Genomic DNA, 16,345 nt, shown 5'->3' with positions numbered 1-16,345 from the left:
GGACCTACCTCAGCTTCCGGACGAGCTTCTTGTTGGCGAACTCGTCGAGTCCGAACCGACCCAGCTCGCGCCCGACGCCGGAGGCCTTGACTCCGCCGAAGGGCAGGTCGGGGGCACTCTTGACCGTGGTGTTGATGCCCACCATTCCGACCTCGAGGCGGTCGGCCACCTCCCGTGCCCTCGCCTCGTCGCCGCCGAACACGGCTGCGCCGAGGCCGAAGGGCGAGTCGTTGGCGACAGCGATCGCCTGCTCTGCCGAGGCCACCCGGTAGAGGACCGCCACGGGGCCGAAGAGCTCTTCCCGGTAGGCACGCATGGTCGGCTCGACGCCGGAGAGCACCGTTGCCGGGTAGTAGGCGCCGGGGCCGTCCGGCACGGTGCCACCGAGGTGAACCTCGGCACCCTTTCCCACGGCGTCCTGCACCTGCTCCTCGAGGTCGGCTCTTCCGGCGACAGAGGCCATCGGGCCCAGCCTGGTGTCGGCCGAGGACGGGTCGCCGAGCGTCCACTGGCGCGCCTGGGCAACGAACTCCTCCAGGAACTCGTCCCACACTTCGTCCTCGATGAGGATGCGCTTCGAGGACGTGCACGCCTGGCCCGCGTTGGCGAACCGACCGGTCGCCGCTTCACGAGCAGCGCTCGGCACGTCTGCGTCCGCCAGGACGATGAACGGGTCGGAACCACCGAGCTCGAGCACGCACTTCTTCATGTGCGCCCCCGCGACACTGCCCACGGCCTGCCCGGCTCGCTCGGACCCGGTCAGCGAGACCCCCTGGACGGCAGGATGCGCGATCATCTGCGCGACCTGGTCGTTGGTGGCGAACACGTTCTGGTAGACGCCGACCGGCGCACCGGCGGCGGAGATGAGGTCAGCGATACGGAGGGCCTGCTGGGGACAGTTGCTCGCGTGCTTGAGGAGGATCGTGTTGCCGAGGAGCAGGTTCGGGGCCACGAACCGCGCGACCTGGTAGTGCGGGTAGTTCCACGGCATGATCCCGACGAGCGCGCCGATGGGCTCCGTCACGACGGTGGCGCTGCCTTGGCCGGCGATGTCGAGCTGCTCCTCGACGAGGAAGTCCGGGCCCGTGGTGGCGTAGTACTCGAAGATCGACGCGACCAGCGCGATCTCGCCCCTGGCCTGGGTGACGGGCTTGCCCATCTCGGCGGCCATCAGGGCTGCGAGATCGTCGGAGTGCTCGCGGTACTGGTCCGCGATCCTCTGGAGCAACGCGGTCCGTGCGCCGAGGTCGGCGTGCCGCCACGACAGGTAGGCGGAGTGGGCTGCCTCGACGGCAGCGTCCACCTCGGAGTCGGTCATGCTGTCGAACTCCTTGACCACGGCACCGGTGGCCGGGTCGACCGAGACGTACTTGCTCACTGTCCTGCTCCCTTCAGCACGATGCGACCCGTCACTCCACCGGCGGCGAGCCGGTCGAGGGACTCGGTCACTCCGACGAGGTCGAGCTGGGCGTCGTGGACCGGGATGCGGGGGATGTCGCCCCGCTTGGCGAGCTCGACCACCTCGTGCAGCTCGGGCAGGGTCCCGACGAAGCTGCCCTGGATGGTGATCATCTTCAGCGCCAGCAGCGCCGTGGGGATCGTCAGCTCTCCCCCGAAGAGGCCGACCTGCACCATCTGCCCTCCCTTGGCCAGGGCATCGAAGGCGACGGGAGCGGTGCGCTCGTTGTTGACGAAGTCGATGACGGCTGCGACGGGCCCACCAGTCGTGGCCTGCAGCTTGGCGGCCACGTCGTCGCCGACCGAGGTCAGGGTGTGCGACGCCCCGAGCTCCTGGGCCGCCGCGAGGTTGGTCGCCGAGGTGTCCACGGCGCAGATGGCACGGTGGCCGAGGGCGCTCAGGGTCGCGACGGCGGTCAGTCCGACTCCCCCGACCCCGATGACCACGATCGGCGCGTCTGCGGGGAGCGGCAGGACCTTGCGCGCAGCGCTGTAGGCGGTCAGCCCGGAGCAGGCCATCGTGGCCGCCCAGCTGAGGTCGAGCCCCTCGATGTCGACGAGGTAGCGCGGGTGCGGGACGAGGACCTGCTCGGCGTACCCGCCTGCTCGTGCGACGCCGATGTTGCGGCCCCGCGGACACGCGTTCTCACGTCCGTCCAGGCATGGCGGACACTCACCGCAGCCCACCCAGGGGTAGACCAGCCGGGTGCTGCCCACCTCCACGCCCTCGACGTCGGGTCCGACGGCGGTCACGACTCCCACGACCTCGTGTCCCATGACCAGGGGGTAGGGAACGCCCCGGTCTGTCAGGCGCATCTGGCCGCGTCGGCCGAGGTCGTAGTAGCCAGCTCGCAGGTGGGTGTCGGTGTGGCACACCCCGGAGCGGACGACCTCCAGCAGCACCTCAGTGCCCGAGGGCGTGGGCGTGGGGAGCTCGATCTCGGCGAGGTCGGTGGTGGTGGGCTCGGGTACGGCGAATGCGCGCATGGTTCCTCGCAATGTTCGTTGGATGGACGGGATCGACGACAGGTCGAGCCCAGAGGAGTGGCGGCCGCCACAGAGGCGGCCGCCACCCGAGTGGTCAGGCAAGTGCCGGCTGGGCGGCGGGAGCAAACTCGAATCCCTTGAAACCGGTTCCCTCGACCTCGTCGAGCTGGGCGCGGTAGTTGGCCAGTCCGCCGATGTAGAACATCACCGTCTTGGTCTTCCCGGGCACGTTGGCTCCGAAGATCCAGGAGTCGACCTGGGGGAACAGGGTCATGTCGGCGATCGTCTGGCAGGTCTCGGTCCAGGCCTGCTCGGCCTCGACCGACGGCTCGACTGCGGCGCCGCGCTCGCGGGCCTCAGCGACGAGCTTGCCGATCCACTCGACCTGGGTCTCGATGCTCGGGGGCAGGTTCGTGAAGGGGCCGTTCGGGCCGAGGATCATGAACATGTTGGGGAACCCGTTGGTGCTGACCCCGAGGTAGCTGGTCGGGGCGTCCGCCCAGGCCTCGTTGATCGTCTGCCCCCCGCGACCGCGCAGGTCCATGGCCATGTAGTTGCCGTCCACGGCGTCGAACCCGGTGGCCAGGATCAGCACGTCGAGCTCGTGGACCTTGCCGTCGGCCGTACGCACTCCCTCCGGCGTGATCTCGACGATCGGGTGCTGCTTGAGGTCGGCCACCGACACGTTGTCGCGGTTGAACGTCTCGTAGTAGTGGTTCGCGCACAACGGGCGGCGGGCGTAGAGGTCCGTCGGGGTGAGGATGCGCGCCTTCTCGGGGTCCTTGACGATCTGCTTGATCTTGGACCGGATGAAGGCCGCCGCCGCCTCGTTGGCCTCGGGGTCGGTCGCAATGTCGCAGAAAGTGCCGAACATGAACCGGAAACCGCCGCCGATGTCCCAGTTCTCCTGGAACACGCGCTGGCGCTCCTCCTCGGAGACGCTCATCGCCGGGACGGCGCTCTCCTCGAAGCCGAAGGCCACCACCGAGCTGCGGACCTGGTCCCAGATGGAGTCGAAGTCACCCTTGATGGACGACACCTCGTCGGCGGTCATGGGCCGGTCGCCCGCCGGCACGCTGTACTGCGGGGTCCGCATGAACACCGTCAGGTGCTCGACCTCCGGGGCCACCGCCGAGATGACCTGCTGACCGGTGGAGCCGTTGCCGATGACACCAACCCGCTTGCCCGCGAACTCGTGCTCGTCGGGCCAGGCGCCGGTGTGGATGATGTCGCCGGCGAAGGTCTCGATGCCCGGGATGTTCGGCATGTTGATCTTGGAGAGCAGACCCAGCGCGGTCACGACGTACGTCGCGGTGACGGTCTCGCCCTGCTCGGTGGTGACCGTCCAGCGGTTCGTGGCCTCGTCGAAGACGGCAGCCGCGATCCCGGTCTCGAGTTGGATGTCCTTCGCGAGGTCGAAGCGCTCCACGACGTGCTCGAGGTAGGCCAGGATGTCGGCCTGCTTGAGGTAGCGGGTGTTCCAGTCGTAGTCCTGGAGCAGGTCCTTGTCGAAGGAGTAGCGGTAGACGAAGCCCTCGGTGTCGGACAGCGCGCCGGGGTAGCGGTTCCAGTACCAGGTACCGCCCACGCCGCCGGCGCGGTCGTACGCACGCACCGAGAGGCCGAGCTCGTTGCGCAGCTTGTGCAGCATGTAGATCCCGCCGAAGCCGGCGCCGATGACGATGGCGTCGTAGTCGACGTGGGTGGTGGCGTCCGGGCGCGGCCCGGTCGTGGTCGTGGTGGTCATGGGTGTCTCCGTGTCTGTGGGTGGGGAGCGCAGGGGTGTCCGGCTGATCAGCCGGCGAACCACTTCGCGATGGCAGCGATCTGGTCGTCCGCGGCGGCGGTGTGGCCGGCGTTGAACGGGAACACGTGCTGCTGGCCGTCCACGACGGACAGGGTCACGTCGACGCCGGCGTCTGTGGCCAGGTCGTTGAGCCGGGTGGCGTTGTCGAGCAGGGACTCCGCGCCACCTGCGGTGATGTAGAGCCGCGGGAAGCCGGTGTAGTCGCCGTACAGCGGGTTGGCCAGGGGCGCAGAGGGGCTGGTCCGGTCGCCGAGGACGCCGGCGATCATGCCCTCGAGGAGCCCGACCGTGATGAGTGCGTCGGTGGCGTCGTTGGTGACCAGGGTCTCGCCCTTGTTCTCCATGTCGAGCCACGGGGACAACGCGATGACAGCGCCGGGGAGCGGCTTGCCCTGCTCCTTGAGGGACAGGGCCGCGGCGACGGCGAGGTTGCCGCCGGCCGAGTCGCCGATGGTGGTGACGTCCTCGGGCGCGATGCCGCTCTCGACCAACGCCTCGAACACGGAGACGGCGTCCTCGAGGCCGGCCGGGTGCGGGTGCTCGGGAGCGCGGCGGTAGTCGAGGACGAAGGAGGTCACGCCGAGCGCCTTGGCGAAGTGGCCGGCGAGCTTGCGGTGGCTGGAGGCCGAACCGACGGCGAACCCGCCACCGTGCGTGTAGAGGAGCACCTTGGAGCTGTCGGCGCCCTCGGGGTAGCACCAGATGCCCGGCACGCCGCCGACGGTGCCCTCGGCGTACGTCACGTCGGTGGGCTCGGCGGTGGGCTGGTGCCACTCGTCGAAGATGCTGCGGAACAGGCGGATGGTGAGGTTCTCGGCGGTCCCGAGGATCTCGGACCAGTCGGCGTACAGCTCCTTCAGGGGGTCCTGCTCGACTCCGACGACGGACTGCTGATCACTCATGTCACTTCTTCTTCCTAGGATGGGCTGGGTCTTGGCCACGTGCTGTCTGTCGCGGCCGGCGGGCTTCCCGCCATCCCCAGTGCTGGTGTGATCAGCGACACTAGGTTCGTCCGAAGGGCACAACCTGTTCCGATGTGGAACACCTCACTCGGACCCGTCGCGGGAGAGGCTCGCGGGACCACCGACCCGAGGAGCGACCCCATGACCGACCCCACGACCGACCAGGTGAAGCAGGTGACCGTCGGCGACGTCAAGATCGCCTACGAGTGCTTCGGCGACCGCGCCGACCCGCCCCTCCTGCTCGTGATGGGCCTGGCCACGCAGATGCTGGGCTGGGACGAACGGTTCTGTGCCCGGCTCGCGGACCACGGGTTCCACGTCATCCGGTTCGACAACCGGGACGTCGGGCTGTCCACCCATCTCGCCGACGCCGGCGTCCCCGACCTGGGCGCCCTGGTGAGCGGCGATCCGACCGCCGCTCCCCCGCCGTACACCCTGCTCGACATGGCCCGCGACGTCGACGGGCTCCTCGATGCCCTCGGCCTGGACTCTGCGCACGTCGTCGGCGCCTCCATGGGCGGGATGATCGCCCAGCAGCTCGCCATCGGGCACGCTCACCGTGTCCGCAGCCTGACCTCGATCATGTCCACCACGTCCCGCGACGTCGGCGCGGCCCGGCCCGAGGCGATGGCGGCACTCTTTCTCCCGCCGCCGACGGACGCGGACACTGCCGCGGAGCGGGCGCTCGACGTCTACCGGGTGATCGGCTCCCCCGGCTACCCACTGGACGAGGTTCGCCTCGCGGAGGTGGCGCGCCGGGCCTTCGCACGCGGCCACGACGCTGCTGGCGTGGCGCGGCAGTTCGCCGCGATCGTGGTGTCACCGGACCGTACGCCCGGCCTCCGCGCGCTCGACGTCCCGACCCTGGTCATCCACGGTGAGGACGACCCACTGGTCCAGGTGGACGGCGGACGGGCGACCGCGGACGCGGTCCCGGGTGCGCGGCTCGTCGTGGTCGCGGGGATGGGGCACAACCTGCCCGAGCCGCTGTGGGCGCAGCTCGTCGACGAGATCGTCGCCCACGCCAGGGCCGCCGAGGAGACCCGCGAGGGGGTCAGCCCGCCGACGCGGTGACGGCCTCCGGGGCGTGGATGTCCCGCTTGAGGATCTTCCCGGTGGGCCCCTTGGGCAGCGCCTCCATCACCCAGACGTGGCGCGGATACTTGTACGCCGCCACCCGGGCCTTCACGTGGTCGCGGAGCTCCTCGGCACTGACGACGTACGCCGGGCGCAGCGTGACGGCCGCGGCGACCTCCTCGCCGAGGGTGGGGTGCGGCACGCCGACGACCGCGGCCTCGAGGACTGCTGGATGGGCGTACAGGACCTCCTCGATCTCGCGCGGGTAGACGTTGAAGCCACCGCGGATGATCAGGTCCTTCTTGCGGTCGACGACGTAGTAGAAGCCGTCCTCGTCGCGGGTGGCCAGGTCGCCGCTGTGGAACCATCCGTCGACGACGGCGTCCGCAGTGGCGCGGGGCCTGCCCCAGTAGCCCTTCATCACGTTGTGGCCGCGGATCACGATCTCCCCGACCTCACCGGGGCCCACCTCGTCGCCGTTGCGGTCCACGAGCCTCACCTCGACGCCGTCGATCGGGATCCCGATCGAACCGACCTTCGCCCGGCCCGGGCGGTTGAACGTGGCGGTGGGCGAGGTCTCGGACAGGCCGTAGCCCTCCAGGATCGGCGCCCCGAACGTCTCCTCGACGCCGCGCAGCACCTCCACCGGCAACGAGGCGCCACCGGAGACGCAGACCCGGAGGCTGGACGTGTCCGCGCCCTCGGCGCCCGCCTGGAGCATGGTGACGTACATCGTCGGTACACCGGCGAAGACGGTCACCCGGTCGCGCTCGACGAGCCGCAGTGCCGCTTCGGCCTCGAAGCGTGGCACCAGGGTCAAGCAGGCCCCGACCGCGACGGACGCGTTGAGGCAGTTGCTCTGCCCGAACGCGTGGAACAGCGGCAGGCTGCCCATCACCACGTCCTGCTCGGTCAGGCCGATGAGTCCGCCGAACCCGAGCGCGTTGAGGCGCAGGTTGGCGTGCGTGAGCTGGGCGCCCTTGGGCGAGCCGGTGGTGCCGGAGGTGTAGAGGATCACCGCGGTGTCGTCGTCAGCCCGCGCCACCGGCGCGAGGTCGGCGTCGAGGTCACCCAGGCCGGCCACGAGGCCGTCGTCCGCCACCACGACCTCCGCGCCGGTCCCCCTCGCAGCGGCCTGCGCCTCGGGAGCGGCCTGGGTGGACACGAGCACCAGCCGGGCACCGGAGTCCCGCAGGTGGTGCTCGACCTCCCTCGCCTTGAGCAGCGGGTTCATCGGGACGACGATCGCTCCGGCACGCAGCACTGCGTAGTAGAGGACCGCGAACGGCACGATGTTGGGCAGCATGAGCCCGACGCGGTCGCCGGGCTCGACCCCACTCCCGCGCAGCCAGCCCGCGGCGCGGGCGCTGAGGTCGTCGAGCTCGGCGTGGCTGAGCACCACGTCGTCGAGCCGGATCGCCGGACGATGGCCGTGGCGATCCGCTGAAGTGGTGAGGATGCTGACGAGGTTGGTCATCTCCGACCACCTTTCTCGAGCAGGAACTCGATGATCGTGGGGATGGTGGTCCGGGCCGCGGTCCGTCCCACCAGCAGCCCGACGTGGCCGCCGTCCAGCCTTAGCTCGTGCTTGTCCGCCGAGCCGACCAGGTCGAGCAGCGGGGCGGCGGAGGCCTCCGGGACGATGTGGTCCTGGTTGGCGAGCACGGTGAGGAACGGCACGGTGATGTCGGAGAGGTGCACCCGGTCGCCGCCGATGACGAGCCGATCGTTGACGATCGCGTTGTCGTCGAGCATCCCCGCCAGCTGGCGCGCGACCCCGCCGGGCAGGGGCACGTGGTCCTGGGCCCAGCCGATCAGGGCCTGGTAGGACGCCACGTAGTCGTCGCTCCACAGTCCTTGCCACAGGTCGACGTACTGGGTGACCGCTGCCGTCGGCTTCAAGGACCGGAACCCCTGGTAGATGACCTGCGGGGGGACGTTGCCGTCGGCGTCGAGCAGCGAGTCCACGTCCAGGCGGCCCTGGGTGGTGAGGTTGCCGAAGGGGCCCAGGTGGTCGAGGTCGACGGGGGTGGTCATCACCGTCAGGCTGCGCAGCGGCGCGTCGCGGTGGTGCGCCGCGTACAGCAGTGCGAGCACGCTGCCGAAGCAGTAGCCGAGCAGGTTGACCCGGTCCGCGCCCGAGACCTCGCGCACGCGCTCGACCGCCGCGGGCAGGTAGTCGTCGACGTAGTCCTCGAGCCGGTTCGCGGCGTCGCGCTCGTCGGGGACGCCCCAGTCGAGCAGGTAGACGTCGAAGCCGGCCTCGAGCAGGCGCTCGACGAAGCTGTTGCCCGGCCGGAGGTCGAGGATGTAGCTGCGGGAGAACAGGCTGAACACCAGCAGCAGCGGCGGCCGGGGCTCCGGGCCGCCATCGCCGCCCTCGTCACTGCGGTAGCGCCACAGCTCGCTGCGACCGTGGCGCCAGACCACGTCCTTGGGGGTCTGTCCCACGGCAGGACGTGCGGCCCCGGTGGCCATTCGGGCCCCGTTGCGCGCTCGCAGGCCGGCGCGGACCACCTTCTGGCTCGCCCGTCCGGCGATGCCCGTGGCGTCGTGCGTCGTCACTGTCCGCCGCTCCGCTCACGTCCGGGGTTCGCCTGCTCGAGCTGCAACGAGAGACGCCGCACGTCCCGGTCCAGGGCTCCGATCTGCACCCGGAGTCGTTGGACGTCCGTCTGCGCCGGCAGGTTGACGAGGTGCCACGCCGCGGCTGTCACCCCGCTCAGCCTGCGCCCTACCGTGCGCCGGACACCGAGCGCCAGCGCCGTCGCCCTCGCGAACTCGCCGCTGCGCACCCACCTCTCGGCATGGGGGGCGACGACCCGTTCCGCGACGTCGTAGGTTCTGCGCCAGGTGGGCGTGTGGGTCATCGGTGCTTCCTCCGGGGTGCAGGCCACATCAGCGCACGCGGGCGCCACCGGCGGGTTGCCGTCGGTCTCCGGTGCTGGGTGGCAGCGACCCTAGGGCGACGCGGAGGCACCGTCGTGTTCCGATCTGGTACAGCGTCCGCGTCGCATGCGGTCGGCTTCTCGCGGCCGCTCGCGATACCTGAGGTGCAACAGTCCTTGGTGCATTGGTATCAGGAATGCAGCGTCAGCCCTCCCGCTGGTGTGACCGTCGTTACATACTGATGAGGTGAACCGCCGCAACGAGTCGTCCGCCGTGACACCCGTCGGTCATGCGCGGGTCGACGACGCGCTGGTCCGCTCCGCGAAGGAGACCCTGATCTCCTTGGGCCTGCTGCACAGCGTGGACTCGCAGCCGCTCAGGGTCCCCGACGAGATCGACCGCAGCTGGCGTCGATCCATCAGCGCCGGGGCCACCCGCACCACCGGGGCGTTCCAGTTCGTCAACGAGTTCGACGCGGACAGCGAGCTCTCGCGCGCAGCCCGGCCCGTCCTGGACCGGCTGGCAGAGACACTGCAGGACATGGGCACGGCCATCTTCCTGGCCGACCGGTCGGGACAGATCGTGGAGCGCCGCGTCGCCGGCGGTACCGAGCAGGACCGGTTCGACCGGGCGAACGCTGCGGAGGGTTTCGACTTCTCCGAGGAGACCATCGGGACCAACGGGCTCGGCACCCCCATCCACGACGGGACCGCCGTCTTCGTGCGCGGCGCCGAGCACTTCAACGAGGCACTGGAGACACTCGCGTGCGCGGGCGTCGGGATCCGCCACCCCGTCACCGGTCGGGTCATCGGGTCGCTGTCCCTGGCCGCGCCCGTCGACGCGGCCGAGATGATGATGCTCGCGATGACCCGTCAGGGCGCCCAGCAGATCGTCGACAACCTCAGCGCCACCGTCGGCAGGCGCGAGCTCATGCTCGGGCACAGCTACCAGCGCCTCCGGGCCAAGGGCCCGGTGATCGTGCTCAACAGCGACACTGTGATGACCAACGTCACCGGCCTGTCCTTCCTCAACGTCGAGATGCACGCGCGGCTGTGGGACTCCCTCCTGGCGCGTAACTGGGACCGGGGGCCACAGGAGCTGGAGCTCGACCTCCAGTCCCTCCACGCCCGGGTGCTCGCGCACCGCCTCGACGACACCGACGACGCCGCGTTCGCCGTGGAGATCCTCGACCGCAAGCAGGCCCGGCCGACTGGCAGGCCGGCGCGGTCGACACCGGTGCGCGACCCGTATGTGGTCAACCTGCAACGTACGGCGGCCCGTTCGTCGGGCGCGCTCGCGGTGACCGGGCCCAGCGGGTCCGGCAAGTGGTACGTCGTGCGGGAGTGGTTGCGCGCCGAGGGCCACGACGCGCTGCTCGTCCTCGACGCCGGCGCCCTCGGCGGCCATGACGGCCATGACGGCCATGACGGGTGGCGACGCCAGGCGAGCGCCGCTCTTGCCGAGGGCGGAACGGTCGTGCTTCGGCGACTCGAGGACATGGACGTCAGCCTGGTCGGCACGCTCAAGACGTTGGCCGACAGCGCGAGCCCCGGACGGCTCGTGCTCACCGCTGACCTCACCAGGTGCTCGGCGCCGGCCCTGCAGGTGCTGTCGCAGGTCGCGGTCGGTGTCGAGGTTCCGGCGCTGGCGAGCAGGGGTCAGGAGCTCTCGTCGATCGTCCAGGCCCTGCTGGCAGAGATCGAGCTCGCCCGGCGACCAGTGATCTCGGCGGCAACGATGCAGGTCCTGATGCGTTGGAGCTGGCCGGGCAACGTGGCCGAGCTGCGCCAGGCCCTGCTGGGCCTGGCCGCCGAGCTGCCGGGCAAGGTGGTCAGCCCTTACCACCTGCCCGAACGCATGTGGGACGCCGCGAACCGCCGGTCCCTGACCCGGATCGAGGCCGCCGAGAGGAGCGAGATCGTCGCCGCCCTGCGCCAGGCCGGGGGCAACCGGTCGAAGGCGGCGAGCATGCTGGGGATCGGTCGTACGACGCTCTACCGCAAGCTGACCGCCCTCGGGATCGACGACGAGGCGCTGCTCTCCTGACCTCGCCCCTGCGGGTCGGGACTTATCGGTCGCCGGCCTCGAGGAAGTCCGTCACCCTCCGTGCGGTCGACTCGGGCCGGGACAGCACGAACATGTGGCCGCCACGCGGGATCACCTCCAGGGTGGACCTGGGCGTCAGCGCATGCATCAGGCGCGCGTTGTGGACCGAGAAGACCGGGTCGTCGTCGCCGTGCATGATCAGGGTCGGTTGGCCCAGCAGCGGGAGGAAGGGCACGCTGGTCCAGCCGAGGAGCGCCAGGAGCTGTCGGCGGTAGGCGCCCGCGTCCACCTTGCGGACCAGGCCCAGTCGCGACAACAGCTCGGGACGTGCCACGAAGTCCCCGCCGTAGACGCGTCGGACGAGGGTGTCACGGTTCGCCTCGCTGCGGTCGGGGCGCCAGAAGCTCGCGACCGTCGCGGGAGCGACGGGGAGCGCGAGGAACCCCGGGCTGGTGCCCGCCAGCACGACCCGGCGCACGCGCCGGGGATGGGTCAGCGCCAGCTGCTGTGCGGTGATGCCGCCCCAGGACAGTCCGACCACGTCGAACCGTCGGACGCCCAGCTCGTCCATCACGCGGCTCACGAACCGGGCGTAGGTCGGTATCGACGGCCAACGTCCGAGGTGCTCGGGCTCGACGTCGAAGGCGATCGTGGTCCGAGGGATCAGCTCTCGAAACTCCCCCCATCGCGCCTGGTCCAGCCCGACCCCGTGGCACATGAGCACCGGCACCGATCCGCGGGCCGTCTGCACCGACACCTTCACCACCCGGCCGGAGACCGTGATCTCGCGTACCTCGTCTGCCCGACCGTTCACGTCCTGCACCCGCTTTCTCGCCCGGGCGTCCGCGAAGACCGCTCGGCACACTCGACGACGACATGGAACGGCCGAGGTGGCGCTCCTCTGCGGGCGCCACCTCGGCCGTGGGCTCGGTGCTACGCCTTCTTCTTGGCCGCCGGGGCAGCCTCGACGACCGGCTGCGCAGCAGCGAGCAGCTGGTGCCCGAACTCGCGCTGGTTGGCGATCACCTTCTCGAAGGCGTTGTAGACGTCGTCCACCAGCGCCGAGGGCTGCGGGAGCCGCTCCGACCAGGCGGCAACGCCCGGCCGCGAGGCCTTCGGGGTCAGCGACTGGGTCGCCTGCGCCCAGAAGCCGACGGTGCTGAGGGTCGCGGCCTGCGCGGTGCGCACGCCGTCGAGCACCTGGTCGGTGACCTTCTGGACGTACTCCTGTGCCTGTGTCATCTGCTTGCTCCTCTGTGAGATCGATGGGGACGACTTTGCAAACTATATGCAGCACTCGCTCAATGCGTCAACTAGTACGCACGTGCTCGGTATAGTTCACACATGGCAGATCGATGGACTCCGCAGCTCGAGGCACTGGGCCACTACATCAAGACCCAGAGGCAGCTGGCCGACCTGTCGCTGCGCCAGATGGCCGAGCTCGCAGAGGTCTCCAACCCCTACCTGAGCCAGATCGAGCGCGGCATGCACCAGCCGTCCGTGCGCGTGCTGCGATCGATCGCGCGAGCCCTGAACATCTCGGCGGAGTCGCTGCTCACCCAGGCCGGCCTGCTCGACGCGGTCGCCAGCGAGGACGGCGGTGCGGCGTCGGGGGTGGAGGCCGCCATCAAGGCGGATCCGCGCCTGTCCCAGCAGGCCAAGCAGACACTGCTGGCGGTCTACCGCACCTTGCTCCCGGACGACGGCGATGCCGGAGGCACAGAGGGCTCGTCCACCTGATCGACCTCCAGCAGGGCGTCGAGCACCGCGCGTACGGCGGGGCTGCGCTCGTCCGCCCGCCACGCGGCGCGGAGATGGACGTCGGGAAGTCCTCCCCCCTCGCTCGCCGCGACGGGGACGAACGTGACGTGCGGATCGCCCTGGTTCGCCGCCACGGACGACAGGGTGAGCGAGCAGCCCACCTCGGCACTGACCAGCGCGAGCGCGGTCTGCGTGTCCGGAGCCACCTGTACCACCTGGGGCACGAACCGCTGCGCCTCGGCCAGCCGACGTAGGCGATCCGTGAGCACGGATCCCTCGTCGGGAGGGAGCGTGACCAGGCGCTCGCCCCGCAGCTCGGCGAAGTGGACCTCCTCCTGGTCGGCGAGCCGGTGGGTGGCCGGGACGGCGAGCACCAGCCTGTCGCCCATCACCACCCGGGAGTCGATGCCGTCGGGGAGGACGTCCCAGCGGCCCAGCGCGATGTCCGTCTCCCGAGTGGCCAGCTTCTGGATGGCTGGCAGCGCAAAGTTCTGACTCGACAGCTCGAGCTCGATCCCCGGGCGTTCCGAGCGGACACGGCGGGCGAGGGTGGCGACCAGCGGGTGGGTCGACACCCCGGCGAACGCGACCCGGACGAGCCCGACCTCCCCGCGCTCGGCCGAGCGGGCGGCCTCGGTCGTTCGTCGGAGCGCCTCCAGCACCTCACGCGCGGGCTCGAGCATCGCCTGACCCGCTGGCGTCAGGGAGACCGACCGCGTGTTGCGGTCGAACAGCGTGGTGCCGAGCTCCCGCTCGAGCTGCTTGATGGTGCGGGTGAGGGGCGGCTGGGCCATGTGGAGCCGTTCGGCAGCCCTCCTGAAGTGCAACTCCTCGGCCACGGCGAGGAAGGCGCGGACCTGGGACGCATCCATAGCGTCACGGTATCACCGAAGTAGATATGAAGTATTGGACGAGCAACAATCAACCGTCCATAGTCGTGTCCATGTACACCGGAAACCCCGAGGTCCCCGACGACGTCTTCACTGACGTGCTCAAGCAGATCAGTGAGTTCGTCCGCGAGCGGGTTGTCCCGCGCGAGATCGAGATCATGTCGACCGACGCCATCCCCGACGACCTGCGTCACCAGGCCGCGGAGATGGGACTGTTCGGTTACGCGATCCCCGAGAAGTGGGGCGGACTCGGGCTCGACCTGGTCCAGGACGTCGAGGTTGCGATGGCGCTGGGCTACACCTCCCTGTCGTTCCGCTCCATGTTCGGCACCAACAACGGCATCGCCGGGCAGGTGCTCGTCGGGTTCGGCACGGAGGAGCAGCAGGACCGGTGGCTGCCCGGAATCGCATCCGGCGAGGTCGTCGCGTCCTTTGCGCTCACCGAGGTCGGCGCAGGCTCGAACCCCTCCGGCCTTCGCACGACCGCCACTCCGGACGGTGACGACTGGGTGATCGAGGGAACGAAGCAGTTCATCACCAATGCCACCGAGGCCGGCCTGTTCGTCGTGTTCGCCCGCACCGCACCGGCCACCGAGTCGAGCACCGGCATCGCGGTCTTCCTCGTCCCCGCGGACACTCCCGGTGTCGAGGTCGGTGTCAAGGACGCCAAGATGGGCCAGGAGGGATCACGCACGGCGGAGGTCACCTTCGACAGGGTGCGCGTCGGCAGCGACGCCCTCGTCGGCGGCGACGGTGACGTCGGCTACCGCGCGGCGATGACGTCCCTGGCCCGTGGACGCATCCACATCGCAGCGCTGTCCGTCGGCACCGCGCAGCGCGCCCTCGACGAGTCGGTGTCGTACGCCGCGACGGCGACGCAGGGAGGTAGGGCTATCGGTGACTTCCAGCTCATACAGGCGATGCTCGCCGACCAGCAGGCCGGCGTCCTGGCCGGTCGCGGGATGGTCCGAGAAGCCGCCCGGGCCTACGTGACGGGCGAGGACCGCCGCATCGGCCCGTCGGCCGCCAAGCTGTTCTGCACCGAGATGGTGGGCGAGGTGGCCGACCTGGCCGTGCAGGTGCACGGCGGCTCCGGCTACATGAGGGAAGTGCCGGTCGAGCGCATCTACCGCGACGTCCGCCTGTTGCGGCTGTACGAGGGCACCAGCGAGATCCAGCGCCTCATCGTCGGTGGCGGCCTGGTCCGGGCCGCCCGGAAGACGACGTGATGCTCCCGCTGGACGGGGTCACCGTCGTCGCGCTCGAGCAGGCCGTCGCCGCCCCGCTCGCCACCCGCAACCTTGCGGACCTCGGCGCCCGGGTCATCAAGGTCGAGCGCGTCGACGGCGGCGACCTCGCGCGCGGCTACGACCATGTCGTGCACGGCACGGGCGCCCACTTCGTCTGGCTCAACCGGGGCAAGGAGTCGATCGCGATCGACCTCAAGACCGACGAGGGCCGAGCGGTGGTCAAGCGGCTCGTGCTGGACGCCGACGTCTTCGTCCAGAACCTCGCGCCCGGTGCGGCTGTGCGACTCGGGCTCGGCGCCGCCGAGCTTCGCTCGGAGAAGCCCGAGCTGGTCGTGGCGAACCTGTCGGGCTACGGCGCCGGCGGCCCGTTGGAGCAGCGCAAGGCCTACGACATGCTCATCCAGGCCGAGGCCGGCCTGATCTCGATCACCGGCACGCCCGACGACCCGGTGAAGACTGGCATCCCCACCGCCGACATCGCGTCGGGGATGTACCTCAGCCAGGCGGTCGTCGCGGCACTCCTCCGCCGCTACCGGACCGGCGACGGCGCCACCATCGACGTCTCGATGCTGGAGGCCACCGTCGAGTGGATGGGCCACGCCCTCTACACGCAGCTCCACACGGGGACCGCGCCCGCGCGCATGGGCGTGGGGCACAGCGCGATCGCGCCGTACGACAGGTTCCCGACCACGGACGGCGAGATCCTCATCGGGGTGCAGAACGACAGCGGCTGGCGCGCGCTGGTCACCCGGGTGCTGGACGCGGCCGAGCTGGCCGACGACCCCCGCTTCGCCACCAACGTCGCACGGGTGGCCCATCGCACGGAGTGCGACGAGGAGGTCGCGGCGCGCACCCGAATCTGGACGACCCAGCAGCTGGACGAACGCCTGGCCACGGCCGGCATCCCGGCCGCCCAGATCAAGTCGATGGGGCACGTCGTCGCCCACGAGCAGCTGAGGGCGCGCGACCGTTGGCGCAGCATCGACATCGAGGGCGGGACGACGTCGGCGCTGCTGCCCCCCGCCACCTTCGAGGACGTGGAGGCCGCCATGGGTGCGGTCCCGGCCCTGGGCGAGCACACGCGTGCCCTGCTCCTCGAAGCCGGTCTCGACCGGTCTGAGGCGGAGGCGATCCTCCGCCGCGGCACCGCGTCCCAGCCCGACGGCAGCGCCGTCGGGGTCGCGTAAGGCGACCACCCCCACCCCGAGCCCTACCCGT

At 70.4% G+C, this 16,345-nt stretch carries 15 protein-coding genes; 5 read left to right on the top strand and 10 right to left on the bottom strand.

Annotation, left to right across the window (positions count from 1 at the left end):
* Positions 1-4 precede the first annotated feature (4 nt).
* The 4 genes from IE200_RS13235 to IE200_RS13220 all read right to left on the bottom strand — a co-directional run bounded on the left by IE200_RS13235 (position 5) and on the right by IE200_RS13220 (position 5,154).
* Positions 5-1,378, bottom strand: a complete 1,374-nt coding sequence (locus IE200_RS13235; RefSeq protein WP_191279954.1) for an NAD-dependent succinate-semialdehyde dehydrogenase — start codon at positions 1,376-1,378, stop codon at positions 5-7.
* Complete coding sequence (locus IE200_RS13230; protein ID WP_191279953.1) at positions 1,375-2,445, bottom strand: alcohol dehydrogenase; 1,071 nt, start codon at positions 2,443-2,445, stop codon at positions 1,375-1,377. The genes IE200_RS13235 and IE200_RS13230 overlap by 4 nt, the downstream gene beginning before the upstream one ends.
* Positions 2,446-2,539: 94 nt before the next feature.
* Positions 2,540-4,192, bottom strand: a complete 1,653-nt coding sequence (locus IE200_RS13225) for a flavin-containing monooxygenase (protein ID WP_191279952.1) — start codon at positions 4,190-4,192, stop codon at positions 2,540-2,542.
* Positions 4,193-4,239: 47 nt separating this feature from the next.
* Positions 4,240-5,154 carry an alpha/beta hydrolase gene (locus tag IE200_RS13220; RefSeq protein WP_191279951.1) on the bottom strand — a complete coding sequence of 305 codons (915 nt, stop codon included), beginning with the start codon at positions 5,152-5,154 and terminating at the stop codon, positions 4,240-4,242.
* 201 nt (positions 5,155-5,355) lie between these two features.
* Between IE200_RS13220 and IE200_RS13215 the strand changes: the two genes are divergently transcribed.
* A complete protein-coding gene (locus IE200_RS13215) occupies positions 5,356-6,288 on the top strand; it encodes an alpha/beta fold hydrolase (RefSeq protein ID WP_191279950.1) in 933 nt (310 codons plus the stop codon).
* Here the strand turns inward: IE200_RS13215 and IE200_RS13210 are convergent.
* Genes IE200_RS13210 through IE200_RS13200 form a run of 3 tightly spaced genes read right to left on the bottom strand, consistent with a single transcriptional unit; the run spans position 6,269 to position 9,161 of the window.
* The gene (locus IE200_RS13210; RefSeq protein ID WP_191279949.1) at positions 6,269-7,768 is read right to left on the bottom strand and encodes a long-chain-fatty-acid--CoA ligase; all 1,500 of its coding nucleotides are present in this window, start codon (positions 7,766-7,768) and stop codon (positions 6,269-6,271) included. The genes IE200_RS13215 and IE200_RS13210 overlap by 20 nt on opposite strands.
* Positions 7,765-8,856 (bottom strand): alpha/beta fold hydrolase, encoded by a 1,092-nt coding sequence (locus tag IE200_RS13205; protein WP_224275729.1) that lies wholly within the window; start codon positions 8,854-8,856, stop codon positions 7,765-7,767. Before IE200_RS13205 ends, IE200_RS13210 begins: the two co-directional genes overlap by 4 nt.
* Entirely contained in the window at positions 8,853-9,161 is a 309-nt protein-coding gene (locus IE200_RS13200) for a hypothetical protein (RefSeq protein ID WP_191279948.1), read from the bottom strand. The genes IE200_RS13205 and IE200_RS13200 overlap by 4 nt, the downstream gene beginning before the upstream one ends.
* Positions 9,162-9,426: 265 nt before the next feature.
* On the opposite strand from IE200_RS13200, the gene IE200_RS13195 reads away from it, so the two are divergent.
* Positions 9,427-11,226, top strand: a complete 1,800-nt coding sequence (locus tag IE200_RS13195; protein WP_191279947.1) for a sigma-54-dependent Fis family transcriptional regulator — start codon at positions 9,427-9,429, stop codon at positions 11,224-11,226.
* 22 nt (positions 11,227-11,248) lie between these two features.
* Here IE200_RS13195 and IE200_RS13190 read toward each other — a convergent pair whose 3' ends face one another.
* Entirely contained in the window at positions 11,249-12,040 is a 792-nt protein-coding gene (locus IE200_RS13190) for an alpha/beta fold hydrolase (RefSeq protein ID WP_191279946.1), read from the bottom strand.
* Between the two features lie 119 nt (positions 12,041-12,159).
* Positions 12,160-12,468, bottom strand: coding sequence for a hypothetical protein (locus IE200_RS13185; RefSeq protein WP_191279945.1), 309 nt, complete (start codon positions 12,466-12,468; stop codon positions 12,160-12,162).
* A gap of 102 nt (positions 12,469-12,570) precedes the next feature.
* Between IE200_RS13185 and IE200_RS13180 the strand changes: the two genes are divergently transcribed.
* The gene (locus tag IE200_RS13180) at positions 12,571-12,966 is read left to right on the top strand and encodes a helix-turn-helix domain-containing protein (RefSeq protein WP_191279944.1); all 396 of its coding nucleotides are present in this window, start codon (positions 12,571-12,573) and stop codon (positions 12,964-12,966) included.
* On the opposite strand, the gene IE200_RS13175 is transcribed toward IE200_RS13180, so the two are convergent.
* The gene (locus IE200_RS13175; protein WP_191279943.1) at positions 12,906-13,859 is read right to left on the bottom strand and encodes a LysR substrate-binding domain-containing protein; all 954 of its coding nucleotides are present in this window, start codon (positions 13,857-13,859) and stop codon (positions 12,906-12,908) included. The two genes, IE200_RS13180 and IE200_RS13175, sit on opposite strands and share 61 nt — an antisense overlap.
* 71 nt (positions 13,860-13,930) lie before the next feature.
* Here IE200_RS13175 and IE200_RS13170 point away from each other — a divergent pair, with 71 nt between their 5' ends.
* Together IE200_RS13170 and IE200_RS13165 are read left to right on the top strand one after the other, a co-directional pair.
* The gene (locus IE200_RS13170; RefSeq protein ID WP_191279942.1) at positions 13,931-15,106 is read left to right on the top strand and encodes an acyl-CoA dehydrogenase family protein; all 1,176 of its coding nucleotides are present in this window, start codon (positions 13,931-13,933) and stop codon (positions 15,104-15,106) included.
* The gene (locus tag IE200_RS13165) at positions 15,106-16,314 is read left to right on the top strand and encodes a CaiB/BaiF CoA transferase family protein (RefSeq protein ID WP_191280010.1); all 1,209 of its coding nucleotides are present in this window, start codon (positions 15,106-15,108) and stop codon (positions 16,312-16,314) included. The genes IE200_RS13170 and IE200_RS13165 overlap by 1 nt, the downstream gene beginning before the upstream one ends.
* Positions 16,315-16,345 lie beyond the last annotated feature (31 nt).

Origin of the sequence: Nocardioides flavus (ex Wang et al. 2016) (assembly GCF_014653115.1) — a bacterium.
Classification (GTDB): Bacteria; Actinomycetota; Actinomycetes; order Propionibacteriales; family Nocardioidaceae; genus Nocardioides; species Nocardioides flavus.
The sequence above is the reverse complement of the archived record's forward strand: the minus strand, read 5'-3'. Positions and strand labels throughout refer to the sequence as shown.